This is a genomic window from Undibacterium cyanobacteriorum (assembly GCF_031326225.1).
Lineage (GTDB): Bacteria > Pseudomonadota > Gammaproteobacteria > Burkholderiales > Burkholderiaceae_D > Undibacterium > Undibacterium cyanobacteriorum.
Genome location: NZ_CP133720.1, coordinates 1,652,430 through 1,676,868 on the forward strand (window position 1 = coordinate 1,652,430; position 24,439 = coordinate 1,676,868).

20 protein-coding genes are annotated in these 24,439 nt (G+C 49.1%); 12 read left to right on the forward strand and 8 right to left on the reverse strand.

The genetic code is table 11. From position 1 onward, the window contains the following. The first annotated feature begins 125 nt into the window (after positions 1-125). Positions 126-2,687: a DUF349 domain-containing protein gene (locus RF679_RS06795; RefSeq protein WP_309483465.1), complete on the forward strand. Its 2,562-nt coding sequence runs from the start codon at positions 126-128 to the stop codon at positions 2,685-2,687. A gap of 106 nt (positions 2,688-2,793) precedes the next feature. Continuing rightward, complete coding sequence (gene maiA / locus RF679_RS06800) at positions 2,794-3,444, forward strand: maleylacetoacetate isomerase (protein ID WP_309483466.1); 651 nt, start codon at positions 2,794-2,796, stop codon at positions 3,442-3,444. A 62-nt stretch (positions 3,445-3,506) separates the two neighbouring features. Here the strand turns inward: maiA and RF679_RS06805 are convergent, their stop codons facing one another. Next, the gene (locus RF679_RS06805; protein WP_309483467.1) at positions 3,507-4,169 is read right to left on the reverse strand and encodes a hypothetical protein; all 663 of its coding nucleotides are present in this window, start codon (positions 4,167-4,169) and stop codon (positions 3,507-3,509) included. Between the two features lie 288 nt (positions 4,170-4,457). Here RF679_RS06805 and RF679_RS06810 point away from each other — a divergent pair, with 288 nt between their 5' ends. Continuing rightward, positions 4,458-6,065 (forward strand): M1 family metallopeptidase, encoded by a 1,608-nt coding sequence (locus RF679_RS06810; RefSeq protein ID WP_309483468.1) that lies wholly within the window; start codon positions 4,458-4,460, stop codon positions 6,063-6,065. 19 nt (positions 6,066-6,084) lie between these two features. Here RF679_RS06810 and RF679_RS06815 read toward each other — a convergent pair whose 3' ends face one another. The 7 genes from RF679_RS06815 to RF679_RS06845 all read right to left on the reverse strand — a co-directional run bounded on the left by RF679_RS06815 (position 6,085) and on the right by RF679_RS06845 (position 13,165). After that, positions 6,085-7,254, reverse strand: coding sequence for an ABC transporter permease (locus RF679_RS06815; RefSeq protein ID WP_309483978.1), 1,170 nt, complete (start codon positions 7,252-7,254; stop codon positions 6,085-6,087). Then, positions 7,251-8,408, reverse strand: coding sequence for an ABC transporter permease (locus RF679_RS06820; protein WP_309483469.1), 1,158 nt, complete (start codon positions 8,406-8,408; stop codon positions 7,251-7,253). The genes RF679_RS06815 and RF679_RS06820 overlap by 4 nt, the downstream gene beginning before the upstream one ends. Before the next feature lie 15 nt (positions 8,409-8,423). Beyond that, positions 8,424-9,170, reverse strand: coding sequence for an ABC transporter ATP-binding protein (locus RF679_RS06825; protein WP_309483470.1), 747 nt, complete (start codon positions 9,168-9,170; stop codon positions 8,424-8,426). Next, a complete protein-coding gene (locus RF679_RS06830) occupies positions 9,167-10,384 on the reverse strand; it encodes an efflux RND transporter periplasmic adaptor subunit (protein ID WP_309483471.1) in 1,218 nt (405 codons plus the stop codon). Before RF679_RS06830 ends, RF679_RS06825 begins: the two co-directional genes overlap by 4 nt. Positions 10,385-10,570: 186 nt before the next feature. Further along, a complete protein-coding gene (locus tag RF679_RS06835; protein ID WP_309483472.1) occupies positions 10,571-11,374 on the reverse strand; it encodes a substrate-binding periplasmic protein in 804 nt (267 codons plus the stop codon). Between the two features lie 178 nt (positions 11,375-11,552). Beyond that, positions 11,553-12,479 (reverse strand): Hsp33 family molecular chaperone HslO, encoded by a 927-nt coding sequence (gene hslO, locus RF679_RS06840; RefSeq protein WP_309483473.1) that lies wholly within the window; start codon positions 12,477-12,479, stop codon positions 11,553-11,555. 161 nt (positions 12,480-12,640) lie between these two features. Continuing rightward, positions 12,641-13,165 carry a gamma carbonic anhydrase family protein gene (locus RF679_RS06845; RefSeq protein ID WP_309483474.1) on the reverse strand — a complete coding sequence of 175 codons (525 nt, stop codon included), beginning with the start codon at positions 13,163-13,165 and terminating at the stop codon, positions 12,641-12,643. A gap of 251 nt (positions 13,166-13,416) precedes the next feature. Between RF679_RS06845 and RF679_RS06850 the strand changes: the two genes are divergently transcribed. The 9 genes from RF679_RS06850 to RF679_RS06890 all read left to right on the forward strand — a co-directional run bounded on the left by RF679_RS06850 (position 13,417) and on the right by RF679_RS06890 (position 24,416). Further along, positions 13,417-14,235: a ferritin-like domain-containing protein gene (locus tag RF679_RS06850; RefSeq protein WP_373921761.1), complete on the forward strand. Its 819-nt coding sequence runs from the start codon at positions 13,417-13,419 to the stop codon at positions 14,233-14,235. 107 nt (positions 14,236-14,342) lie between these two features. Further along, a complete protein-coding gene (locus RF679_RS06855; RefSeq protein ID WP_309483476.1) occupies positions 14,343-15,338 on the forward strand; it encodes a flagella assembly protein FlgT middle domain-containing protein in 996 nt (331 codons plus the stop codon). A 268-nt stretch (positions 15,339-15,606) separates the two neighbouring features. Further along, the gene (locus RF679_RS06860; RefSeq protein ID WP_309483477.1) at positions 15,607-16,488 is read left to right on the forward strand and encodes an alpha/beta fold hydrolase; all 882 of its coding nucleotides are present in this window, start codon (positions 15,607-15,609) and stop codon (positions 16,486-16,488) included. A 248-nt stretch (positions 16,489-16,736) separates the two neighbouring features. After that, on the forward strand, positions 16,737-17,159 hold the full coding sequence (locus RF679_RS06865; protein WP_309483478.1) for a hypothetical protein: 423 nt from the start codon (positions 16,737-16,739) through the stop codon (positions 17,157-17,159). A gap of 287 nt (positions 17,160-17,446) precedes the next feature. Further along, entirely contained in the window at positions 17,447-18,007 is a 561-nt protein-coding gene (locus RF679_RS06870) for an RNA polymerase sigma factor (RefSeq protein WP_373921746.1), read from the forward strand. A gap of 127 nt (positions 18,008-18,134) precedes the next feature. After that, the gene (locus tag RF679_RS06875; protein ID WP_309483480.1) at positions 18,135-18,692 is read left to right on the forward strand and encodes a hypothetical protein; all 558 of its coding nucleotides are present in this window, start codon (positions 18,135-18,137) and stop codon (positions 18,690-18,692) included. Between the two features lie 21 nt (positions 18,693-18,713). Next, a complete protein-coding gene (locus RF679_RS06880; protein WP_309483481.1) occupies positions 18,714-19,931 on the forward strand; it encodes a hypothetical protein in 1,218 nt (405 codons plus the stop codon). 534 nt (positions 19,932-20,465) lie between these two features. After that, positions 20,466-21,707, forward strand: a complete 1,242-nt coding sequence (locus RF679_RS06885) for a cystathionine gamma-synthase family protein (RefSeq protein WP_309483482.1) — start codon at positions 20,466-20,468, stop codon at positions 21,705-21,707. A gap of 186 nt (positions 21,708-21,893) precedes the next feature. Beyond that, positions 21,894-24,416, forward strand: a complete 2,523-nt coding sequence (locus tag RF679_RS06890; protein ID WP_309483483.1) for an ABC transporter permease — start codon at positions 21,894-21,896, stop codon at positions 24,414-24,416. Positions 24,417-24,439 lie beyond the last annotated feature (23 nt).

Sequence of the window (24,439 nt, forward strand, 5' to 3'; positions counted from 1 at the left end):
AGGGATAAAGCCGAATTTTAACATGCACGCCCTCATCGACCTTCGCAACCGCGGCCATAACTGATCTTTTGCGGTAGTCGGCTAAGTCTTGCTATCATGTCTGTTTTCTCAGCCTCACTACAATTATGTTTGATTTCCTCACTAAGTTGTTTTCAAGCTCGTCGAGCCAGCCAGATAAGGCGTTAGAAGTTACTGAAAAAAATACCCTTAATGCAAAATCGCCGTCTGCGCTTAGTGTATCGGCGAAGGCAGAGCTTGAACAGCAACGTCAAGCGTGGCGTCAAAAGGTCGATGCCGCAGCCCATAGTGAAGAGGTTTTATTGGACTTACTCTTTGCTTGTGATCATGCTGATGGACGTCTCTATGCGGCGCAGTATTTACAAGGGCGATCAGCGTTGGAGACGGTGAGGGCGCGTTTCAAGAAAAACGACCAACGCCTGATGAAATATGTTCAGGGACGTTTGGAGCAACTCAAACAAAAAGAGGCTTTAGGAAAAGCTATTGATGATTGCATTTCCCATGGACAGTTACTGCTGCAAGCAAGTGTGATTTTGCCAAACCAATTGGCGCAACTGGATCACATGCGTACCAAGCTTGACACTTTGGGTGAGCTTGCTCCTGAAGCACAACAAAAATTCGATGAGATGCGTCGAGCTTTGGATAAGCGAATGGACGCTCAAGTTGCACTACAACGCCAATTATTGAGCATCGTTAGTCGACTTCAACAAGGCATAGGGAATGAGTCCACCATCGATAGACCGACATACGAGAAACTATTTGCTGAATTTTCAGAAGTACGCGGTTCAGCCTGCGCCGCGTCTTTGCCGCGCCATCCGCTGACAGAAGCTAAACGTTTGTTAGAAACTTATGCTCAACATCTTACTGTCCTTGAAAATCGCATATTAGAATCGTCGAAGATATTGGGCTCAAGCGATGAAATGATCGATGTTTTGCATGTGTCTGGGATAAACGCTCTTGAACTGCACGTAGATTCTGGTGATCAGGAGTTGCAAGGTACTGCTGCGCAAGACAAGACTGTAGACAACGCAGCCATTCATGCAGATCAACGAGATATCAATCTCGATCAGGCAGATTTTAATGCTGCCTTAGAAGGTTTGGAGCAAGCATTGAGTGAGGGACGAACACAGCAGGCTCGCGAATTCGAAAAAGTATTGGCGGTTGTTGATCTTCAACATGCGCCCGCTTATGTCTCGAAGAAGCAAATGCAGCGTTTGGCAGCAGCGCGCAAGGAATTTGCCCGCTTGATGTCTTGGGCACGTTGGAGTGGGGTGGCATCGCGTGAAGAGTTAGTGGCGACTGCAGAAGGGCTTGCTCAGCTCAGTTTACAGCCGAAAGAATTGGTCGATACAGTCACTGCGTTACGCTCGCAATGGAAACAAATCGAAGGTGCTGGTGGCGCTGGGTCAAGAGAATTGTGGCTGCGATTCGATGCAGCATGCAGTGCAGCCTACGCACCAGCGGCTTCTCATTTCCAAGAACAATCGCAACTGAGAAAAGCGAACGCTGAACAAGCGCGTGCACTTCTGACTGAGTTTGTATCTTTAGCCCAAGATCTCATGACCGAGACGCCAGACTGGCGTTTGGTCGCGAATTCGCTTTCGCAAATGCGTCAAAAGTGGCGTGCTATTGGTGCCATGGATCGTAAAGAAAAAGAAGTCTTAACAGGTGAATTTGAGGCTTGTCTTCAAGACCTGGAACAAGCCCTGCAGGCACAACGCGAGGTGGCCGAGGCCAATCGATTGGAGTTGATTTCTGTAGCCAAGGCGATTGATGCCAGTGTCCGCGATGCGGTAGAACAGGTTCGAAAGTTACAAGCGCAGTGGCAGCAAAACGCAACTGCAGTCCCTTTGGAACGCAAACGAGAGCAAGAATTATGGACCTTATTTCGCGCGGCCTGTGATCAAATTTTCGAGGCGAGAAAAAATCAACATCGTGAGTTCGAGCAAGAGCGTATTAAGCAGCTCGATGCCAAACATGAGCTTTGTCTAGAAATAGAACGTTTGGTGGAAAGCAAGGAAGCAGATGTTCGAGTTTTGTCTGAAAAAATGGCCACGTTTGATAAACAGTGGCGTAGTCTTGGCGCTGTTCCGCGTGAGAGCGAAAAACAAATCGAGGCACGTTATAAAACAGCCATCGGGGTATTGCAGTCACAGATCAGTCAGCTTGAAATGCAAAGATATCAACAGCAGGCTAATCAGATGTCGCAGTTTTTGCAGGCTTGTTTTGATGTCGAAAACGCGGTTTTCAACTCTGATTCATCGCAGCCTAACTCCGGAAATCTGATAGACGAATGCATCGCTCAATTCAATGCGACGAAAGATGTTCACAGTAAAGCCTTGCGTCAACGCGCGTTGGCCTTGCAAAAAATGCGAGCGCAAACGAGCGCTGTTTCGAATGCTTTGAGCTCTGAGACGAATTTGAAAGATCTCGTCCTGAAGTTGGAGCTCGCCTTAGAACTGCCGAGCCCCGTTGAAGAACAGGCGCGACGCAGAGAAATTCAGTTGTCGATGCTGCAGCAAAGCTTACGCCAAGGTCGTGATGCGCAATCTGATCAAGTGATGTACGAACAGCTATTAGCGACTCCGTGTGCCTTGTCTCAGCAGTTACAAAATCGCATACATGCAATTTTGAAAGTGGGATTGTCACGTTGGCCTTTAAAGAAATAGTCGATGCGTGCCTAAGCTGACTTAGTTAGCGCACTTAAGATAATCGATGTAATGAGGGCACTCAGTTATTTCAAGCGACTGAGGCTCATATCAAGGAGTTTTAGCAATGAAGTTGTTTTCTTACTTTAGAAGTTCCGCATCCTATCGTGTACGGATTGCTCTGAATCTCAAGGGGCTCGCATATGAGCAAAGCCCCGTACATTTGATCAAGAACGGCGGCGAACAGCTCTCTGATACCTATCGCAAAATTAACCCCGAGGCCTTGGTGCCAGCCTTGATCGATGGTGATGAGCAACAGGCGCTGAGCCAATCCTTGGCGATTATGGAGTATCTCGACGAGCAATATTCAGAAAGACCATTATTGCCAGCCAATCCACATGATCGCGCTTGGGTTCGTTCTTTGGCATTAGCCATCGCGTGCGATATCCATCCGATTAATAATTTGCGAGTTTTGAAATATCTGAGTGCTACTTTGGGTGCTTCTGATGAGCAAAAAAATGTGTGGTATCGCCATTGGTGTGCGGTTGGCCTAGCTTCTTTGGAAACGCGTTTGGCGAATGATGCGCGGCGTGGCTTGTTCTGTTTTGGTGATCAACCGGGCTTTGCTGATTGTGTGCTGATCCCGCAAATCTTCAATGCCCAACGTTTTAACTGTGATATGGCGCCGTATCCGACTCTGATGGCCATCAATGAGCGTTGTCTTGCTTTACCTGCCTTTAAGGATGCGCATCCATCGGCACAGCCTGACGCTGAGTAGTCGTACAAATCAAAAAAGCCAAGCAGTGCTTGGCCTTTTTGATGTTTGATTTGCAGAGCATATTAGTTTGGAAGACTATCTTTGTCTTTCGTGTCGTCCAAGACTTCATTCAACATGGAGATCAAAATCGAGCGGGTTAGCTTTGATTTGGTTGCATACCCATCAATCGCGTAGTTTCCCATGATGTTTTCTTTGGCGTAGCCTGGTTGCCCGGTACGTAAAACAATTCGCAAATCTTTACGAGAAAGTTCATCCCGCAAAACATTGACCAGTTTTAAGCCTGCATCGACGGTTTCCATGACAACGTCGAGCAGAATCAAGGAAGTATCTGGATTACTAATCGCTAAATCCTTGGCTTCTTTAGCTGAGAATGCGTGCAAAAATTCTAAGGGTTTGCCGTGAATATGCACCCCACTGAGGGCCAGCACAGTCGTATCGTGGACATTGCTATCATCGTCGGCAATAAGAATTTTCCACGCTTGTTGTGCCTTGGTTTGTTCTTGTTCTTCTTCGCTTTCTGATAAGAAGACCAAGCTATCATCGTCATCTTGATCCGATGAGAAAGAGTTTTCGTTTTGGAAGTGCATGAGATCGAGGTAGGGGCGACGTGAATCAGCCACGCGCAGAGAATTACCCAAGATTTTCATGCCTTGGTAATATTGATGCCAATCGGGCAATTTACTGCTATGGCGCTTCTCCATCAGTAGCTCCCTAAACTTGGACATTGTTGAGTCATTAATGTGCTTTGCTTCAAATTAATCATATGTGATCCTCAGCAGCTAGACAAGTGTCTATTTGTGAAAAAAGTTGAAACCAAGCGATAGAACTTTGATCTTGCTTTGACGGTCATAACCTCACTGCAAGCTTATTTTGCAAGATCGTTCAACAGGAGGCGTCTGTAATTGAGGCTGGGCTTGGTTTTCAGTGTTTTTGTATATTTTTTGTTAGATCTGGTTGTCGTGTGTTATGAATCGTTATCGGATTCTTCGAGCGCGAGTTAATAGGGAAAAAGTATGAAATATTGTGTCGCATTTTTAGCGAGTTTGTTGTTACTTGGCAGCGCCTTCGGTGATGATCGATATCCAAGAAACAAAGACATTGATGTTGTGCGTTATCGGTTCTTGATTGAAGTGAACGATCAAAACGATGTGATACAAGGGCAAAGCCAGGTCAACATGCGGTTTTTGGCGCGGACTAAGCAATTCAGTCTCGATCTGGCCAGCAAGACTACCGACGGTAAAGGTATGGAAGTGTTGGCGGTTAAGCAAGGTGATCAAATGCTCAAGTTTGAACACGCCCAAGATCGTTTGACGATTTATCCGAAAGACGAGATCAATGGCGGTGATAGTCTGACTTTCCAGATTGAGTACCGTGGCCAGCCTGCAGCGGGTTTGTTCATCAGCAAGAATAAGTTTGGCGATCGTGTTTTCTTTGCTGATAACTGGCCCAATCTTGGTCATCAATGGTTACCTACGATCGATCACCCTAGTGATAAAGCCGCGGTTGAATTTCTGGTAATCGCCCCTGCGCAATATAGTGTGGTTGCGAATGGTTTAAAGATGGAAGAAAGTTATATCGATCCACAACGAAAACTCACGCATTGGAAAGAGGACGTGCCGCTCGCGGTAAAGGTGATGGTGATTGGCGTTGCTAAATTTGCGATGCAAGAGAGCGCACGTTTTAATGATGTGGCGATTTCGAGCTGGGTATTCCCGCAGAACCGTAGTGAGGGTTTTCGTGACTACGCGATTGCAATTAGTCCGCTCAGTTTCTTCCACCAAAAAATTGGTCCTTACCCCTATAAAAAGCTCGCGAACGTGCAATCGAAAACTCGTTTTGGCGGCTTGGAAAATGCCAATACGATTTTCTATTTTGAGAATTCTGTGACAGGTAAAGCCGAGCAGGAGGCTTTGGTAGCCCATGAAATCGCCCACCAATGGTTTGGTAATTCTGCGACAGAAGCGGATTGGCACCATGTGTGGTTGAGTGAAGGTTTTGCGACCTATTTCACGAATCTGTATATTGAAAATACTTATGGTCATGATCGTTTCTTAGGGCGACAGGTGGCAGACCGTGAAAAAATTATTCGCTATAGCCAAAAACAATGGCGCCCGATTGTTGATACTGAAATCGCCGATCCGAAAAATGTACTGAGCCCAAATACTTACGAAAAGGGCGGCTGGGTTCTGCACATGTTGCGACAAGAATTGGGCGATGAGGTCTTCTGGCAGGGCATACGTGCTTACTATGCCAAGTTCGCTGGCAAGAATGCGCTGAGCGAGGATTTTGCGAGCGTGATGGAGCAGGTTAGCGGGAAAGACTTGAAAGCCTTCTTCAAACAATGGTTGTATCAAGCAGGTTATCCGGTCCTGAAAGGCAGTTGGACCTACGATGCGAAGACTAAAGAAGTCGTGCTTGAACTCGAGCAGAGCAATCAGGACTTGTTTCAGTTCCCACTAGAAGTTGCGATTCAACAGCCCGACGGCAAACTTCAAGTACAGACGGTAAAGATTGCAAATTTTAAGGAAAGCTTCCGTTTGAAGACAGACTTTGTGCCGAAACTCGTGTCTCTCGATCCTCATGTACGCTTGCTGTTTGATGGGAAGTTAACAGCAAACTGAAATGAAGACGACATGAGGTTTAGGACTCACGCAAGCAATCAACAATCTTCTTGCGTGAGGCACGCCACGCTGGAATGAAGCCGCCGATGAACCCCATACTTAAAGAGAACAGCACACTCTTCACGATGATCTCTGGGCTCATTTTGAATTGAAAGGCGAGTTCGCTAAACGTCTGGAAATTGGTCGTGGAAATGTCGACAGTTTGCATCCATGAAGCCGCGAATAAGCCAATCAGACCGCCTACCAGCGACAGCAAAAGCGATTCCATCAAGAAGGCGATCAGGATCGCGTTGCGGCGGAAACCGAGTGCGCGCAAGGTACCGATCTCGCCGACGCGCTGAGCGACTGCGGCGAACATGGTAATCATCGCGCCAACGATGGCGCCAATCGAGAAAATAATCGACAAACTCAAACCGAGTATGCGAATAAACGTCGCCAAAGCTTCACTTTGCTCGGCGTAGAATTGAATCTCGGGCTTGGCATCAATCTGTAAGCGAGGATCAAGATCAATGCCGCGCTTGACGGCTTCGATCGCGCTTTGATCACTCAAGCGGAAGACGATGGTCGAATATGCATTGCGACGAAAAGCCGCCATCATTTGATCGCTATCGCCCCAGAGTTCACTATCGAATCCCGTTTTGCCTGAATCGAAGATGCCAACCACGACCCAATCGCGTTGCGCAAAATGCAGCGTTTCTCCGAGGCCGGTCCCGCGAAAACCTTGCGCGACCGCTTTGCCTGCAATGATTTCTGAGGTGCCAGGGCGGAACATGCGGCCTTCAATGATTTTCACTTGCGGACGTAATTCAAGACCGATCTCGGAGGTGCCACGCACAGTCACATTGCTGGGTTTGCCATTGCTACGTTTCGGCAAATTATTCAAAACCACCGGCTCTTTGCTCAACATCACGCGGCCATCTCGTGCAGTCGCGATACCCGGCAAACTTTCGATGATTGCCGCTTGGTCGCGTCCGATGCCGCTGTTGATTTCAGCACCGGAGCCTTTTCGCAAAACCAGTATGTTGTCCGCTTGACCCGTGGCGACCAGAGTTGCGCGGATGCCTTCGCTCATCATTAATACTACGGTAAAAACGAAAACCACAAGAGCCATGCCGCCGGCAGTGAGGAGGGTGGTGACGCGCCGCACCCACAAATTACGCGCCACGTAGGAAAGAGGGATCGCCTTCATGCTACGTGCATCAAACCGTTGACGATGTCGATGCGCGACATTTTCCACGCAGGCCAAGCCGCGGCGACGACGCCGACCACTAAGCACGCGAGAACCTGCAAAGCCATCGTGGTTTCAGAGACCACGAATACCGGGAACAAAGTACCTACCGCTTTGGCAAATCCTGCGGCAATCGGTAAGGTCAAGAGCATGCCCGCGCCGCCGCCAATCAGGGCAATCACCAAACTCTCGCCAAATAAAAGTTTGACCACAAAGCTCGGTGAGAATCCTAAGGCTTTGAGGGTTGCGTATTCGGCTAATCGCTCGCGTGCCGTCATACTCATGGTATTGGCCATGACCGCCATGATGATAATGATGATGACATAGGAGACTGCATTCACAGCGACTAAAATCGCTTCACTCATGGACACGAAACCGAGCTGGAAGGCTTTTTCGGTTTCGGTCAATGTCTCTGCTAAAGAATTTTTGAACTGCTGATCGATGCGTTCTGAAATGAGGGGGGCGTTGTCGGGCTCGTTAATGCGCACGATATACACGCCGACAAAATCGGTACTGCGTTTCAAACGTTTTTTGGTGGTCTCGGTCAAATATTGCCAATGAAAAAGCATTTGCGATTCATCAGTTTTGGCATCCGCGCCGTCCCATATGCCGCGTAAAGTGAAAGTCCACGTGCCTGGATAAATGGTGCCGCGCAGTGGAATTTGATCACCGATTTTCCAGCCATATTGCTCCGCTAATTTGCGCCCCACGATACAGCCTTGTCGATCTAGGATAAAAGCTTTTTTCTCCTCATCAGACAAAATGTATTCAGGATAGAGCGCCAGATAGCTAGCGGGTTCGACGGCAAATTGCGGGAAAAAATTACGCTCAGTGATATACACACCGCCAAACCAATTCGACCAACTCACACCAGTCACGCCTTCGACATTGCGCAAACGCTCGGCGTAGTTCAGCGGCAAGGGGAAGGTGAGGGAGATCGAATTCCTCGTCACCAAGCGTACACTGGAGGTGCCTTCGACGCCGGCATACCAAGCGTCGATAATGGTTCGCAACAAGCCAAAAGCGCAGATGGCAACCACCAGACCGACCATGGTTAAAATGGTGCGGAGGCGATGGCGAAATGCGTTCTTGAGTAGGAGCCGAAACAGGAACATAAAAGTCTATTGGGATTAGAGATGATCGGCCGGCATGACCTTGGCATCTTCATCGACCAGCACCCCTTTTTCGAGATGCACCATGCGCCCAGCGCGCGCTGCGGCTTTTGGATCGTGCGTGACCATAATGATGGTTTTGCCGAGATCGCGTTGCAATTGGTCGAGCAAATCGAGGACCTCTTCCGCGGTGTGACGGTCTAAGTCGCCGGTAGGTTCATCGGCGACGATTAGCGTTGGGTCAGTCACCAAGGCACGCGCGATCGCGACACGTTGTTGTTGGCCACCCGAGAGCTCGTTCGGGTAGTGATCCATGCGGTCGGTCAGTTTGACCATTTCCAAGGCAGCTTGCACATGCGCCTTACGTTGGCTGCGACTCAGATTGGTCAGCAAAAGTGGAAGCTCCACATTTTCGAAAGCGGTGAGGACCGGCATCAGGTTATAAAACTGAAAGATGAAACCGACATTCGAGGCCCGCCAATCCGCCAGTTGCGCTTCATTTAGACGCGCGATATTAATGCCGCCGATTTCGATTTCACCACCACTTGGTTTGTCGATACCGGCAACGAGATTCAGCAAGGTACTCTTGCCAGATCCCGACGGTCCCATTAGAGACAAGAACTCGGCATGGGCAATTTCGAGATTCACGTCGCTCAGGACATTGATTGCCTGTCCGCCACGGAAATAAGTTTTGCTCAAATTACGGATACGAATCACCGGCACATCGTGTTCGTTACCGCTCAGGCTCGCTGTTGACGTACTCATTTGCTGACGACCGTAATTTTGGTTCCGGCTTCGAGCTTCGCATCGGGATTCAAAACCAGTTTGTCACCTGATTTGAGCTCGCCCGTAATTTCGATATTTTCACCAATCTTTCGACCTGGCGTAATGTTCAATATTTCGACGCTATCGTCCTTCATGCGGAAGACGACTTTTTTGCCTTGGCGCTCGACAATCGCTTTGGGATTGACTGTCAATACGGCTTTTTGATCAGCATCGGTCGCGGCTTGAGACAGGATCGTCACTTTGGCACTCATTTCCGGCAAGATGCGTGGGTCGAGTTTTTCAAAACGAATCTTGGTCATGACGGTTGCTTTGGCACGATCCACGGTCGGCACGATGCCGGCCACCGTGCCACGGAAGCGGGAATCTGGCAGAGCGTCTAGCGTGATCTCTACTGGCATGCCGATTTTTGCTTTGGCTAAGTTACTCTCGGAAACGTCAGCTTCGACTTCCAAAGTACTCATGTCGGCCATCGTCACAACTGCGCCTTGCGCACCGGCGGCACTGGAAAACGGTGTGATGATGTCGCCGATATTGGCATTTTTCACTAGCACCACGCCATCGAAAGGCGCCCGAATTTCAGTGAAGTCTTGGTTGACCTGTTGCACCTTCATTTGCGATTTCGCTACCGCGACACTGGCTTGTGCGCTCACCATGGCCGCTTTGGCTGCGTTCACACGCTTTTGGGCAGTGTCCATGGCTTGCGGTGAAATAAAGCCTTGCGCTTGCAAACCTTGTGCACGTTTCAAATCGGCTTCTGCATTGACTAATTCAATATTGGCTTGGGCGACACCAGCCTCGGCTTGTTTCACGCTCGCTTGGACTGAGGCAATCGCCGCCTGCACGTCACTGGCATCCAGTTTGGCGATCACTTCTCCCTGTTTGACGTGACTACCTTCTCGTACATTCAACCAAATCAATCGTCCAGTTGCTTTGCTCGCCACTGCCGCGCGGCGTTGGGCGACCACATAACCAGAGGCCGTCAACTGTGCATATTGCTGTGAAGGGTAGGAGGTGACGACCGAGGTGCTTTGGACTTCCGATTTTCGCGGTTTGAGTGCAATCGCGCCAGCGATCAGGATTACGGCGATGGGTGCCGCGAATAAGAGCCAATTCTTCTTTTTCTGAAATTGCGGTGCTTGGCGGTCAATTTTAAGTTGTTGAAGCTTAGGGCTATTTGCGCTGGTGTTTGTCATGAGAAAAACCTGGCTGAGTCAAAGCGAAAAAGTGTACGGCAGCGATAAATTCTAGGAATTTGAGCGGCTTAAGTGCGTGATGATAGCTCAAAATACGCAGCTAGGCTTGACTGGTCAACCGACCATGGTCATTAATTTTGGGGACGTGGAATCGACGGATTGGCGGTGAGATCGACAATTGCAAACTTATTGACCGAGGCTCTTGAGTTGATTGGGATCCAAGAGCATTTCCTTCGCTAATTTATCTCCCACATAACGTGCAAAAATGCGCTCAAGTGTGCCATCTGCTTGCATTCCATTCAGAGCCGTTTGGAGCATTTGAACCGATTTTGGTGAGATCGTTCGCTTCGAAATATAAAGACCGGCGACAAAGGCATCGTTGGGATACCAATCACGTAACACGGTTGACTCGGGAAGTTGCTTTTGTCGAGAAAGATCAATGTAGCTCGTTGGAATAATTAAGATCCCGTGCACACGTTTTACTTGGAGCAGTTTAATCAGCGATGCAAAATCAGCGACTTCATAAATACGATTTTGGTGTCTGAGATTGGTCACAAAATCATTGTATTGACGGCCATGCTGAAAGCCTTTAATCACCGCCATCTTGAGGTTTTTGTTGGCCAAAAATCCTGCGGCAGTTTGTTCTTGTGCACTCAAACTAGTGCTGATCAGAGCGTAGTTGCGTGTGGAGAAATAAGGCACTGAAGTAGCCCATTCTTCGCGCTCGATGGTTTTGATGCCGGACATCGACATATCAAGGCTAGCTTCGCGAATTTGGCTCCAGATTCGTGCTTGTGATTCGACCCGTGGCTTAAACTGACAATTGGTTCGGAGAGCGAGGGCCTCCAAGATGTCTTGATCGATACCTGAAAATCGACCGTCAGGCAGGCGGTAAAAAAGGGCGCCGATTTCTAGTAAGCCAACCCGGATTTGCCCACATTCATGCTCAACTTCAAGTGTGGCCGACCACGATGTAGAACTGAAGCCCAAGCAGCTGGTAGCAACAAAAAGAAGAGTGCCAACACCCTTCCAAAAAAGGTGAGCTTTTGCAATGCGATGAGAGGGCTGTAGGTGGCGCATGGCATTAGACTATTGGAAGCCATGCGCCTTGGCAAGCGCTTTATGATAGAAGGCATTCGCTGTTGCAAACGAGCGAATGCCTTGCCGTTTAGTGCTTCACCTGGTTGGCTTCGGACGTGCCATCACTGAGGCTGTCGGTGGCGAAAAGCTGTGCACAGTCAACTTGATCGAAGGCATAGAGCTTGCCACAAAAATCACAGTTGATACTCAATGTGTTGAGTTCAGCGACGGCCGCATCGACCTCTTCGCGACCTAACATCTTGAGCATATTGCCAACTTTCTCACGGTTGCAATTGCAATGAAAGGCTGGGAACACCGGATCAAACACTCTGAGTGTTTCTTCCCAGAATAAGCGTGTCATCAGTGTTTGGATGTCGGTCGATAAAAGCTCTTCCTGTTTGAGCGTGCCGCCGAGCATCGCCGCCCGATTCCACGCCTCGGTTTCATCTTCGACACTGGCTTCGGTGCCACCATGCTTTGGTAGTTTTTGCAGTAGCAAGCCGCGCGCAACTTGGTCATCTGCCGCCAGCCATAATTTGGTGTCAAGCTGCTCTGAGCGCATCATATAGTTTTCGATAATCGTGGCGACTGATTCACCGTCCAGAGGCACGATACCTTGGTAAGCTTGCTGCCCCGGTAGTTTGTCATTCGGATCGAGAGTAATGACGAATCTGCCTTGACCATGGCTGTGCACAAGTTCAGTTAGACTCGCGTCATCAGCAATGACGGCATCCGGTGCAAGTTTTGCCGTAGCGCGCAGATTGAGAGAAGCATCGCATTCAACAACCAATAATCGTACCGGACCATCACCATGGATTTGCATAATCATGGTGCCATTAAATTTGAGATTGGCACTCAACAAAGTCGCTGCAGCCAATAGTTCACCCAAAATAGACTGGACCGCTTTGGGATACTGTTGGTACGACAAAATTTCTCGCCAAGTATTTGGCAACTCGACGAGTTCACCACGCACACCGGCGTGTTCAAACATAAATTTCTGAAGTTGGTCTTTCACGTGTTTCCTTTGCTTCTTTTTGCTGCTGTAAATCGAATGTGTTTCATAAAAATGCGCCAATGAGAACCCGGAAAAGGTGCTCTGTGCCATGCTCACAAAATTTGCAGATACTTTTCCTTTTTCAGAATGACGCTTCGGGTACAAGATCGCCGTCGTTCGTCTTAGCCTATGCGCTTAAGCTTGGTTTTGAAGTCTTGGCCGCGTTGCACGTAATTTGCTGCGTTGGCTTTGATGCCGGCCAAAGCTTCGGGCGTGAGTTCACGGACGACTTTTGCTGGTGCTCCCACGATCAGTGAGTTGTCCGGAAATTCCTTTCCTTCTGTGACTAAGGCGCCGGCACCAACCAAGCAATTTTTGCCGATCTTAGCGCCGTTTAGAACAACTGCTTGAATGCCAATCAGAGAACCGTCGCCAATCTCACAACCATGTAACATGGCTTGATGGCCAACCGTGACGCCCGTGCCAACTTTCAGCGGATAGCCCGGGTCAGTATGCAATATGCAGGCTTCTTGCACATTGCTGTTTTCGCCGATATGGATCAATTCATTGTCGCCACGGATCGTGACGTCAAACCAAATGCTCGCTTTCGCATCGATTTTCACTTTCCCAATGACTTTTGCAGTCTCCGCAATAAAAGCCGATGGATCGATTTCTGGTGCAGTGTCGCCGAGCTGATAAATGGCCATAAATTCTCGTTCAATAATGGGTTTAGCGATTATGTGGTCGATCGGTCCGATCTGTTTTAGATCAAAAAGTCGTGATCAAACGCTTGAAAGCGAAGTGTGAATCGACTTTCGTCGCATACTAGAGCGCATTATTTCGTAAAATAGCGGACTCACATCGCAAACCATCATTTTACCGCTGCTCCATGAATTCCACGAAGTCCCCTAATAAAATTAGCGATTCTACAAATATTAATCAATTGCAAATTGATGCGATGGAGTCAAGCACAAGCAATGGTAAGGAACTTCGGCAGCAAGCCTTACAAGTCTTAGCCGAGCCAAACCCCCAGCGAAAAGCCATTGCCGCAACTGCTTTACGTGAAGCGTGGCAGGCCGGCCGACTTGAGCTCAACTGTGAGGCAGAGCTGCAAGGCATGGCAGGAATTCCGGGACGACCTGAGCGGCCGGAACTGGTGCCGCCTTTGGCAGTCAAAAGACGGGCGATGAACACTCCGGAAGGACGAGCCACTCTTATACACGCCTTAGCCCATATCGAATTTAATGCGATCAATCTCGCCTTAGACGCTATTTGGCGCTTTGCGAATATGCCAGCGCAGTATTACGAAGATTGGCTGCAAGTGGCGCAAGAAGAAGCCTATCACTTTAGTCTGCTCGATGCTCATTTGCAGGCGATGGGGTACCACTATGGTGATTTCCCTGCGCATAATAGTTTATGGGAGTTGGCTGAGAATACCGGCCCCGATGTGTTGTGGCGGATGGCATTAGTTCCTCGAACCATGGAGGCGCGCGGTCTCGATGCAACGCCTGCTCTAAGAGCGAAAATCGCGCAGACTGGAGATCACGCGGCCGCTGAGATTCTCGATATCATTCTGCGGGATGAGATTGGACATGTTGCGATTGGCAATCGGTGGTATGCCTATTTGTGCCAACAACGTAATTTGAATCCCATCACGACCTTCAAAGAGTTAGCGCGACGATTCCGAGCACCCCAATTACGCGCGCCGTTTAATCTGGAAGCGCGGCTCGCCGCTGGTTTCACGGAAACTGAGCTGGAAGCTATGCAAGCGAATTAAGCTAGAAAATGCCCTGTATTATCGATTTGTAGTCAGCCGTGCAGCCTGCATAATGGATCCTGAGTCATTGTGATTGGTTGATTGTTTGATGAGGTGGGGCGGCAGCTATGAAAATGGTACCAATATCAAAAGAGCGATCTGCGCTCGTGCGGGTGGTCCAAGTCTTGGGGTTATATGTCTTGCTGGCGGCTACTGCTTTGAGCTTGAGCTCCTGCGGTCTTTTCGTTAAACCTGTGAAAACGGAGAATCTTGTCGCTGAACGCGTCTTGAAGAAAAAGATTGTGATGACCGGATTTGCAGTCAATATGCCGCTGCAAGTACAGGATCTCGACGACGTGGCGCAAGGCGTGCCACGTGAGTTGTTAGAACGATTGCAGCGTTCTGGTAACTTTCTGGTCCGCCAGTCTAAGAATCTATTGTCTTATGATTTTCAACAAGAGACCCCAAGTGCCCAGTTGGTACGTCAAGTCGCCGCTGAAAATGACGCGCAGTTCGTGATCGCAGGTGAGATTCGCAATGCAGGTGTGCGTACTGATTCCAAGTATTGGGGTTTGTGGGAAACGCGTAAGCGGCAGATAGAAATCGACTTCGCCATTTATGATGGGATTAGTGGCGCCTTCATTTCACGTCATCATCTCTATCGTCCCGCGGAAGATGACGCAAAGGTTGGGCGCGATAAGGCCTTTGGTAGCGTCGCTTTTTATGCGACTAGTTTTGGTAAAGCGCTCGACAGTGTTCTACAAGAGGCGGTGGGGTGGATACGTCAAGATTTAGCACCATACCCGATGATGGCGCGCATTCTCGATATCAAAGGTGACCGCATTGTGCTCGATGCTGGCGTGCAGTCAAATCTTGTGGTCGGCGATCCTGCGCTGGTGGTCGCACAATATGATCAATTGCCGACCTTGGGACTCAGTTCCACACAAGCGAAACCCCTGCAATATGGCATCCCACAAGTCAGCATGGGGATCGCAAAAATCATTCAAGTGCAACATCCCTTCGCCGTCGCTGAGTTACGCGACACTCCTGCGACCGCCGACTTTAAGGTAAAAGTTGGCGATTATGTTCGATTTGATCCTGCCGTATTTATGGCGATGAAATGAGTGCCTCGGCACTAGGTCTAAAATTTTTTAATTTATTTTGGCCTCCCGCACTTTTCTTCCCTCCGAGATTGACGTCGAGTTCCGAGCTATGGACTTTTTCGCACGTCGCAATCTGGCCGTTTATAAATTTCAAAAATTGCATTGAAAGCTCAAGAACCAAGGTCATTTCTTTGGGATTTGAACCGGTTTTTGACATGCCTGAGACAAACATCCGTAATCGAGTATAATAATCGAACGGTCGTTCTATTTATGTCTTTAGGTCAACATTATGAAATCAAGTCGCTCTGAATTCGTCGCTCTGCGTGGGCTCAATATGCATTTCCGTCATTGGGGAAATCCCGATGCGCCTAAGTTGTTCATGGTGCACGGTTGGATGGATGTGGCGGCCTCATTTCAGTTTGTAGTGGATTGCCTAGCGCGTGATTGGCATGTCATCGCACCGGATTGGCGCGGTTTTGGTTTAACCGAGTACCCGAAAGTCGAAAGTTACTGGTTCCCCGACTATGTCGCAGACCTGGATGCCATTCTGGAGCATTTCTCTCCCGATGCGCCGGTGAATTTGGTGGGGCATAGCATGGGCGGAAATATCTCGATGATTTATGCAGGGGTTCGTCCAGAACGGATTGCTAAGTTGGTCAATCTGGAAGGCTTTGGTATGCCGATGACGCAGGCGAAACAAGCGCCAGGCCGTTACCGTAAATGGCTGGAAGAATTGCGCCAAGTACCAACGCTGCGTCCCTACGCCAGTGCTGCGGAAGTGGCCGCTCGTTTGCAAAAGACGAATCCGCGCTTACGCGACGATCGTGCAGCCTATTTGGCTCAACATTGGGCCAAAGAAAATGCGCAAGGGCAGTGGGAATTGTTGGCCGACCCTGCACACAAAAATTCGTCACCTTTGCTCTATCACGTCGATGAAGTGTTGGAATGCTGGCAAAGTATTACCGCGCCAGTGTTGTGGGTAGAAGCGAACGACACTGATATCTGGCGCATGATCGGTGCGAAGGAAGAAGCGCGTGCTGAAATTGATCGCCGCATGAAATTTATACCGCAACTGAAGGCAGAAGTCGTGATGGATGCTGGACATATGCTGCACCATGATCAACCAGAAGTATTGGCGCGTTTGATTGAGGATTTTTTCATTCAAGAATAGAGGCGCTTGCCTTTCAAGTTGCTCATTACTGCGGATTGAGGTGTGGCTCCTAATAGAAGCAGTGGAGCCTGTAAAGTTTGCAAAAAAGAGGCGCGCCTTGCATACTAGGCAGGCCTCTTTTTTTGTACATCAAAACCTTCATTACGCTCATGCCGCGCTTCACTCACTTTTTTTCTCCGAAAAATGTCTTCCTTGGCACGAGAATCTTTGGATTTCTCATCGCCGCTTCTTTAGCGGGCTGTGCCAATATGAGCGCATTCGAATCTGGCTTGCAGCCATTTTCGACGGATGGTTGCAGTCTTTTTCCTGATCGCGCCTACATTACGAGAGCCGATTGGTGTAGTTGCTGTTTAGTGCACGATCTCGCCTACTGGCGAGGTGGAACAGAGCAAGAACGAATGGCTGCAGATCTTGCCCTGAAAGATTGTGTGCAAAAGTCCACGAAAAACCCTGTGCTGGCGAATTTGATGTTTGATGGAGTTCGCCTGGGCGGCGGCCCGTACTTCTTTACCAGCTACCGCTGGGCTTATGGCTGGAAAGTGGGGAGGGCCTATGCACCACTGAATGCCGACGAAAAAGCGCAAGCTGATCGCCTCGAGTCAATCTATCGCGCCAGTAACCCCGAACTCAAATGCCAACAGCAAGCCAACGCAGGTGCTACTGGGTGTTGAATCGCTTTGTCTGATATTAGGCTTCTCAAACCTCAAGCATCAAACTTTAAACCCACACCTCAAATCTTAAGTCGGCACGTCTTAGCGTCATAAAACAGCATTTTTTCGAAATACTTTCATTCTTTTGGAACTTTTTGATTCCGCCATTGGAATACAAAAAGTTAGCTTGCCTTGGTGCTTCCAAGAAATCTAATCGCAAGCGCTTTTTCGGTAAATACAGGCGTAGTTCATAGAGAGATTAGTAGGGAATGGTCGAGGTAGTAAGCGATACACAATTGTGGAGACAGATGCAGCAAGGTGATGCCGCCGCCTTTGCGGCCTTGTATCGTCGTCACCAAGCGGCTTTGTATCGCTATGCCTTATTGCGTACTGGCTCGGAATCTGCAGCGGCGGATTTAGTGCAAGAAGTTTTTATGGGATTGATGCAAAATCAATATCGCTTTGATCCCTTATTAGGAAGCCTGCAATTCTTTTTGTTTGGCGTGATCCGTAATTTAGCCTTGAAGCACGACGCCAGCCAACGCCGGTTTGGGGTGCCACCTATTCGATCTAGTGGCGGTGACGAAGAGGATGAAGAATGCGAGGAGGTGATGTGTGAAAGTCCCACACCCTTGCAACGACTTCTACACAATGAAATGGCGGAGGATTTACGTGCGGCCATTGCTAGCCTCTCAGCCCACTATCGTGATGTCCTGATTTTGTTTGAGATGGAAGAATTGACTTACTTGGAAATTGCGGAAATTTGTCAAATTAATGTAGGTACCGTTCGCTCGAGACTATCACGAGCACGGCAAGCCTTGGCCGAGCGTTTGCAAGCATGGCAAGGCGAACATGCTAAATCAGCCTAGGATTCATTCGGATCAGAGAAATTGGATCAGAAAAATATGCACAATTTGATGATGAGTATTTTGATGATTGATTATCGGATGATCGAAGTGCGTCGAAGAGAAAGTAATTAGTCAGAAAGTGACATGTATGCAGTACCCCGAAGAACACAATAGTGAATTGAAACCGACCACACCAGAGGAGGTGGATGCGATTTTGCGTCCTTGGATTGGAGTGTTGCGGCAAGAGATGCAAACGCAAACGATGCCATCACAGGTGGAATTGGCACTGATGGCCAAATTTAAAGCGCAGCATCGTCCAGCGCCATGGTACCAACGGATTGGTGAGATGTATTGGCAATGGGCGAGTGGCATTGCGGTCGCCATTTTGACCTTGAGTGTAACGATTCAAACCTCGCGTCTGGATCAGGATTGGTCGCCCTCGGCTTCCCCAATTGCCTTTGGAAACGCGGGCGTAGAGGATCTGCATTCGGAAAATATTCCTTTTGTAGCACTCGGCAGTGGCGAAGAAATTGTCATGCAAGACAATATGCGCATTGTGCAAGCAGAAGTGCCGCATGCGATGTTAGCGAGTATGGGCATTAGTGTGAGCCCAGATCAAGTTGGAGGAAGTTCAACGGCAGAAATGTTGTATGGCGCGAATAATCAACCCTTGGCTGTGCGGTTTGTGCCGCATAGTTTGAAATAGCAAAGCGTGGAGGATGTGAAGATGAAATTAATGGAGCAGAAACAAATTGTGCAGAAGCAAATCCAGCACAACTACATGAGTCAATTGATAGGAGCAGCCTTACTCGCCTTGAGCATGGGTACAGCGAGTGCATCTGTTGGAGCGATGGGCGACCCGGATGATCCGCAAACCGACAAGAAAATGGAAGTGCGTACGCAAGTGATGGTGATGAATAATGGTCAAACCACGACTCGTACCGAGACCAGTGTCTTTCCTGAGAAAGCCAGCTTCTTCACGACATCTAATGGCGGCATGCATTTTTTCTCTTCTGCTGAACCCGTGAAGAACGCGCCGTATAGCGCTGAAGCGATCAGTGAAACAGTGCAGAAACTGGCTGATGGTAATACCATTAGTAGCAAGTCCAGTATGCTCAACTTCCGTGATAGTGCAGGGCGCAGTCGCACTGAAGTCAGAAATGCGAAAGGTGAAACAACACAAATCATGATTTCTGATCCGGCAGGATCGGTGTTGACTTTGAATCCAGCGACCAAGACGGCAACCAAACTCGAAACTAAAGTGAATTTCGTTGGTGGTAAGTTACCAGCTGGCGGTATTCGTGAAATCAATGTTGAGAAAATCCGCAAGGGGAAAGAGGGCGGTGAGAATGTCGAAGTTCGAGCCATCGTAGGCGATGCTAAACCTGGCGAAAAAACAGTCGTTGTTCGACGCGTAGAGGGCGGAGAGCTCTCCAGCACGAGCGCGACCACTAGTGCAACCAATCACATGCAAGGCAAAGAGATTACGATTGATGTGCGCGGACCTGAACATGGATCCGCAATCGGAATGTTAGCCAATGGTCCAGATGGTGCTTTTATGCGCTTGTTTGCCGACAGTAAATGGGCCGCGAAAAAACAATCAAAGACCTTAGGAACAAAAGAGATTGAAGGCGTGAAGGCCGAAGGTAAGCTGACGAGCTATGAAATTCCAGCTGGTGAAATCGGTAATGCGCAAGCGTTAGTGGTCAGCGATGAAGTGTGGACCTCCCCAGAACTGCAGTTGGTCGTGTATTCCAAACATAGCGATCCGCGTTCTGGTGACCGCATTTATCGTTTGACCAATTTGAAACGCGAGGAAGTCGCGGCGAGTCAATTCGTCGCACCGAGCGATTATAAGGTGCGCGATCTAGCGAAAGAAATGAAAGTGATCATGAAAGACGGTCTCGAAAAAACAGAGAAAGTCGAAAAAATCGAACGTAAATAGTTTCGGTCATACCGTGACGGCATTCATTACGGATGAGGTTCAGTCGGTTCAGATGCATTTTGAACCGACTGATCAGAAATGCATTCACGCTAGCCAGTCTATTGCTTTGAGATCTGTGACCTGAACAAGGGCGCAGTGGTATAGATTTTGTGATTTGATGCAGATCTCAAAACACTACACTAGGCACTGTGGAGTGTGATCACCGCGATGCATGAGAGTAGTGACTTAGCACGATCTAAGTCTTTTTGAAGTTTTTAGCGAATCATCTTTGGGTGATTCGCTTTTTTTCGTTCAATGATACCGATCTAGAATGATTGAATTAGCGCCTCACAGCTCGACCTAGACTGTGCATCGCGCTTCAATCAAGCGACTAGGCGGCGATTTCTCCGCTGAGGCAAGGGCGATTCTGGCAATCTGGGTTAAACTCTTACAAATTCGTTCGTGTATCTTTGATTTTGCGCCGCGCTTAAGCAAAGATGCTCAGAACAAGCTAAAGATTTTGCCAACTTTTCATTCATCCCTGATACGCCAGCTATGAGTACCCGTCCTTCTTACGGTTTTACCACCACCGTCCTCCATAACGACCGCCAAAAAAATATTGAGCATGGCTCACCGCATAAGCCCGTGCACAACTCTGTGACATTTGGTTATGCCGATGCGCGCGATTTGGCGGAGGTTTTTCAAGGGAAGCAAAGCGGGTATCGCTATGGTCGTCAAGGCAACCCGACCGTGTCTGCGCTTGAAGAGAAGATTACGAAAATGGAAGACGGTATTGGTTCGATTTGTTTTGCCACAGGGATGGCGGCGATCGGTGCCGTGTTTCAAGGTTTGCTACGTAAAGGCGATCACATCGTTTCCTCAGGATTTTTGTTCGGGAATACGAATAGCGTGTGGCAGACTTGTGCCGATCAAGGCTTGGAACTCTCTTTGGTCGATGCCACCGATGTGAAGAATGTCGAATCCGTATTGCAAGAAAATACGCGTATGGTTTTTGTCGAGACGATTGCCAATCCGCGTACCCAAATCGCTGATTTGGCGCGTATCGGTGAATTGTGCCGTCAACGCGGCATTCTGTATGTGGTTGATAATACGATGACTTCACCCTACCTTTTTAAACCAAAAGCGGTGGGGACGGGTTTGGTGGTGAATTCTTTGACGAAGTCGATCGCTGGCCATGGCAATGTACTCGGCGGTGCCTTGACAGACACGGGGCTATTTGATTGGAGCGCCTATCCGCACATCGCCCCTAACTTCCGCAAGCAAGCGCCCGCGGCACAAGGTTTGGCGCAATTGCGCGCCAAAGCACTGCGAGATTTTGGTGCGAGTTTAAGCCCGGATGCCGCCCATCAAATCGCAGTCGGCGCCGAGACCCTTGCCCTGCGCATGGAACGCGAAAGTGCGAATGCGATGGCGATCGCTAGTATGTTGGAAGCTGATCCGCGGGTCGCCAAGGTTCACTACCCTGGACTCGCATCGCATCCACAACATGCTTTAGCTTTGCAGCTTTTCAAAGCTTACGGGGCGCTGTTTAGTTTTGAGTTGCAGCCAGAGATCGATTGTTTCGATTATTTGAATCGTCTCAAGTTAGCGATCAATGCTACGCATTTGGGTGACACACGCACACTTGTAATTCCAGTAGCTCACACCATCTTCTTCGAAATGGGACCGGCACGTCGAGCAGAAATGGGGATTAATGATTCCTTGATTCGTGTGTCGGTGGGGATTGAAGATACGGATGACATTCTGCATGATTTTCAACAGGCTTTAGGAAATTAGACCGAGGCAAAGCAAGGCTCGACGCACATGCATGGAGTTGGAGCACTAGGGCGCTCATGCGCTAATGCACTGATGTGTTCAGGAATACCAACGCTTGCAATCCTTGAGCGACTGATTTTTGTTGGTATCTTGAAGCAGTATTAAGGTTTGCTTGTTTTACACTGTTCGCATTCTGATTGAGGCTCTATGTTTTTTCTTGCATTGAAGATGACTCAGCGCGATTGGCGCTCCGGCGAGTTGCGATTTTTATTGGTCGCCTTGATGGTCGCGGTTGCTTCACTGACTTCGGTCGGTTTCTTTGTCGACCGATTACGCGCTGGTTTGGCCAGAGATGCGAGTCAAGTGCTGGCGGCGGATTTGTTGGTCAGTTCGACCAAAGAGATTCGCGCCGATTGGAAAAATGCCGCGCAACAGCGTTCCCTACAAATCGCCGAAACAGTCGTGTTTCCGAGTATGGCGATTGCTGGTGAGGGCGACAGTGCGAATGCGAAATTGGTGACGATTAAGGCGGTGACGACCGCATATCCTCTGCGTGGAAGTTTGAAGCTAGAAGACAGCAGCAATTCCCCGTCGGGCAAAAAAGCGAAAGACAAAACTGCGATTGGTGGACCTCAACGCGGCACGATTTGGGTTGACGCAGCCCTGTTTCCCAGCCTTAAAGTTCAGCTTGGAGATAAGATCAGTCTCGGCGATCAACAGTTTCAAATCGCTGGAGTGATTGCTGCCGAACCTGATCGCGGCGCAGGCTTTCTAGGCTTCGCTCCACGCGTCATGATGGCCATGTCTGATCTTGCGGCAACGAATTTGATACAAGATGGTTCGCGCGCGACGTATCGGTTCTTGATTGCGGGAGAAAAGGCCAAGATCGCCGAATTCCAAACTTTCCTTGAGCAAGATATTAAAAGCAAAGAGTTGAAGGGCACGCGGATCGAAACCATCGAGAACGGCAATGAACAATTGCGGACAACACTGGATCGTGCCGATCAATTCTTGAGTATGGTGAGTGTGTTGTCGGCAATGTTGTCAGCGGTGGCGATTGCCATGGCGGCACGTCGCTTCATGCAAAGACACCTCGATGCCTGCGCCATGTTGCGCTGTTTGGGGCTGACGCAAAATCAAGTGACAGGGATGTATCTGATTGAATTTGCATTGCTGGGCATCGTCGGCAGTGTTGCCGGAGTATTGGTTGGTTACTTGAGTCATTACCTGTTGTTGGAATGGCTGGGGAAATTCGTGGCGAGTGATCTACCGAGCGCAACGATTTTGCCTGCCTTGCAAGGTTTGGCGGTGGGAATGCTGTTGCTGCTGGGTTTCGCTATGCCTCCCATTTTGCAATTGCGTAATGTTCCCCATAACCGCGTGATTCGCCGCGAACAAGAAGTACCGCAAGCATCGGTGCTACTCACTTATGGTATCGGATTGGCGATGTTTATCGCTTTGTTGCTGTGGCAGACGGGTGACGTCAAAGTAGGTGTGACGGTCGCGCTAGGCTTTTTGCTTGGAATGAGTTTGTTTGCGCTGTTGGCGTGGGCTGGGATTAAGCTGTTAAAGCGTGTCCGCAATGTGTCTAGTAACGCCGCTTGGCGCTTCGCCATCACGGCTCTACAACGTCGACCCGGTGCGACCATTACCCAAGTCGTCGCTTTATCTTTGGGTTTGATGGCCTTGTTGTTATTGACCGTGGTACGTGGGGATTTGATCGCAGCATGGAAGCAAGCCACGCCGCCGGACGCGCCAAATCATTTCATCGTCAACATTCAACCAGATCAAAAACAAGAGATTGCCGATCGCCTGCGTGATTTTGGTAGCCCTGTCATGTATCCGATGATACGGGGTCGTTTGATCGAAATTAACGGCGTCACGCTCACTCCCAAATCCTATAAAGAAGAACGGGCGAATAATTTGGTCGAGCGTGAATTTAACTTGTCGACGATGGCGGAATTGCCAGCGATGAATCAAGTGGTCAGTGGCACGTGGTATGACGATGCAACAGCAGACGAGGCGGAAGCATCGGTTGAAGAAGGCTTGGCCAAAACCTTGCAACTCAAGTTGGGTGATAAATTGAGTTTCGATATCGCAGGCCAGAAGGTCATTGCGCGAGTGAGTAGTTTGCGTAAGCTCGATTGGGGTTCGATGCGAGTCAATTTTTTTGTGATTATCAACCCTAAGAGTATGCAAAACATGCCGCAGACTCTAGTGACCGCGTTCCGCGTACCAGACGATAAAAAGAACTTTCCAAGTCAATTGAGTCGAGATTTTCCTAATCTAACCGTGATGGACGTGGGTGCTATCGTCAAACAGTTGCAGGATGTGTTAGATCAAGTCATTACTGCGGTTGAATTTCTATTCTTATTCACGCTCAGTTCCGGTGTCTTGGTGTTGTACGCAGCACTGGCAGGCTCGCAAGATGTCCGGATGCGTGAGGCGGCTTTGCTGCGAGCTTTAGGCGCTACTAAAAACCAGTTATCGCGAGCGCAGTGGGTGGAATTTGTTTTGGTTGGTAGCTTGGCTGGTTTTTTTGCAGCGACCGGCGCGAGCTGTATTGGTTGGGTGTTGGCGAAATTCGCCTTCAAGTTTGCTTGGACCTTTGCGCCCACAGTCTGGCTTGCGGGGATTGTCGTTGGTGCACTGTGTGCGATGTTAGGAGGCTGGTTGGGCCTACGGAATGTGTTGAATCAGCCGCCTTTGTTGAGTTTACGCAATGCATAGAGTAGTAACGATCTTGTGATCGT

Bases quoted from the DNA above. Each gene is read 5' to 3' on its own strand.
- RF679_RS06820 (WP_309483469.1), bottom strand. From the start codon at position 8,408: ATGTTCCTGTTTCGGCTCCTACTCAAGAACGCATTTCGCCATCGCCTC.
- RF679_RS06795 (WP_309483465.1), top strand. From the start codon at position 126: ATGTTTGATTTCCTCACTAAGTTGTTTTCAAGCTCGTCGAGCCAGCCA.
- RF679_RS06875 (WP_309483480.1), top strand. From the start codon at position 18,135: ATGCAGTACCCCGAAGAACACAATAGTGAATTGAAACCGACCACACCA.
- RF679_RS06805 (WP_309483467.1), bottom strand. From the start codon at position 4,169: ATGTCCAAGTTTAGGGAGCTACTGATGGAGAAGCGCCATAGCAGTAAA.
- RF679_RS06850 (WP_373921761.1), top strand. From the start codon at position 13,417: ATGGAGTCAAGCACAAGCAATGGTAAGGAACTTCGGCAGCAAGCCTTA.
- RF679_RS06830 (WP_309483471.1), bottom strand. From the start codon at position 10,384: ATGACAAACACCAGCGCAAATAGCCCTAAGCTTCAACAACTTAAAATT.
- RF679_RS06815 (WP_309483978.1), bottom strand. From the start codon at position 7,254: ATGAAGGCGATCCCTCTTTCCTACGTGGCGCGTAATTTGTGGGTGCGG.
- RF679_RS06810 (WP_309483468.1), top strand. From the start codon at position 4,458: ATGAAATATTGTGTCGCATTTTTAGCGAGTTTGTTGTTACTTGGCAGC.
- RF679_RS06890 (WP_309483483.1), top strand. From the start codon at position 21,894: ATGTTTTTTCTTGCATTGAAGATGACTCAGCGCGATTGGCGCTCCGGC.
- RF679_RS06865 (WP_309483478.1), top strand. From the start codon at position 16,737: ATGAGCGCATTCGAATCTGGCTTGCAGCCATTTTCGACGGATGGTTGC.
- RF679_RS06885 (WP_309483482.1), top strand. From the start codon at position 20,466: ATGAGTACCCGTCCTTCTTACGGTTTTACCACCACCGTCCTCCATAAC.
- RF679_RS06825 (WP_309483470.1), bottom strand. From the start codon at position 9,170: ATGAGTACGTCAACAGCGAGCCTGAGCGGTAACGAACACGATGTGCCG.
- RF679_RS06860 (WP_309483477.1), top strand. From the start codon at position 15,607: ATGAAATCAAGTCGCTCTGAATTCGTCGCTCTGCGTGGGCTCAATATG.
- maiA (WP_309483466.1), top strand. From the start codon at position 2,794: ATGAAGTTGTTTTCTTACTTTAGAAGTTCCGCATCCTATCGTGTACGG.
- RF679_RS06855 (WP_309483476.1), top strand. From the start codon at position 14,343: ATGAAAATGGTACCAATATCAAAAGAGCGATCTGCGCTCGTGCGGGTG.
- RF679_RS06880 (WP_309483481.1), top strand. From the start codon at position 18,714: ATGAAATTAATGGAGCAGAAACAAATTGTGCAGAAGCAAATCCAGCAC.
- RF679_RS06870 (WP_373921746.1), top strand. From the start codon at position 17,447: ATGCAGCAAGGTGATGCCGCCGCCTTTGCGGCCTTGTATCGTCGTCAC.
- RF679_RS06845 (WP_309483474.1), bottom strand. From the start codon at position 13,165: ATGGCCATTTATCAGCTCGGCGACACTGCACCAGAAATCGATCCATCG.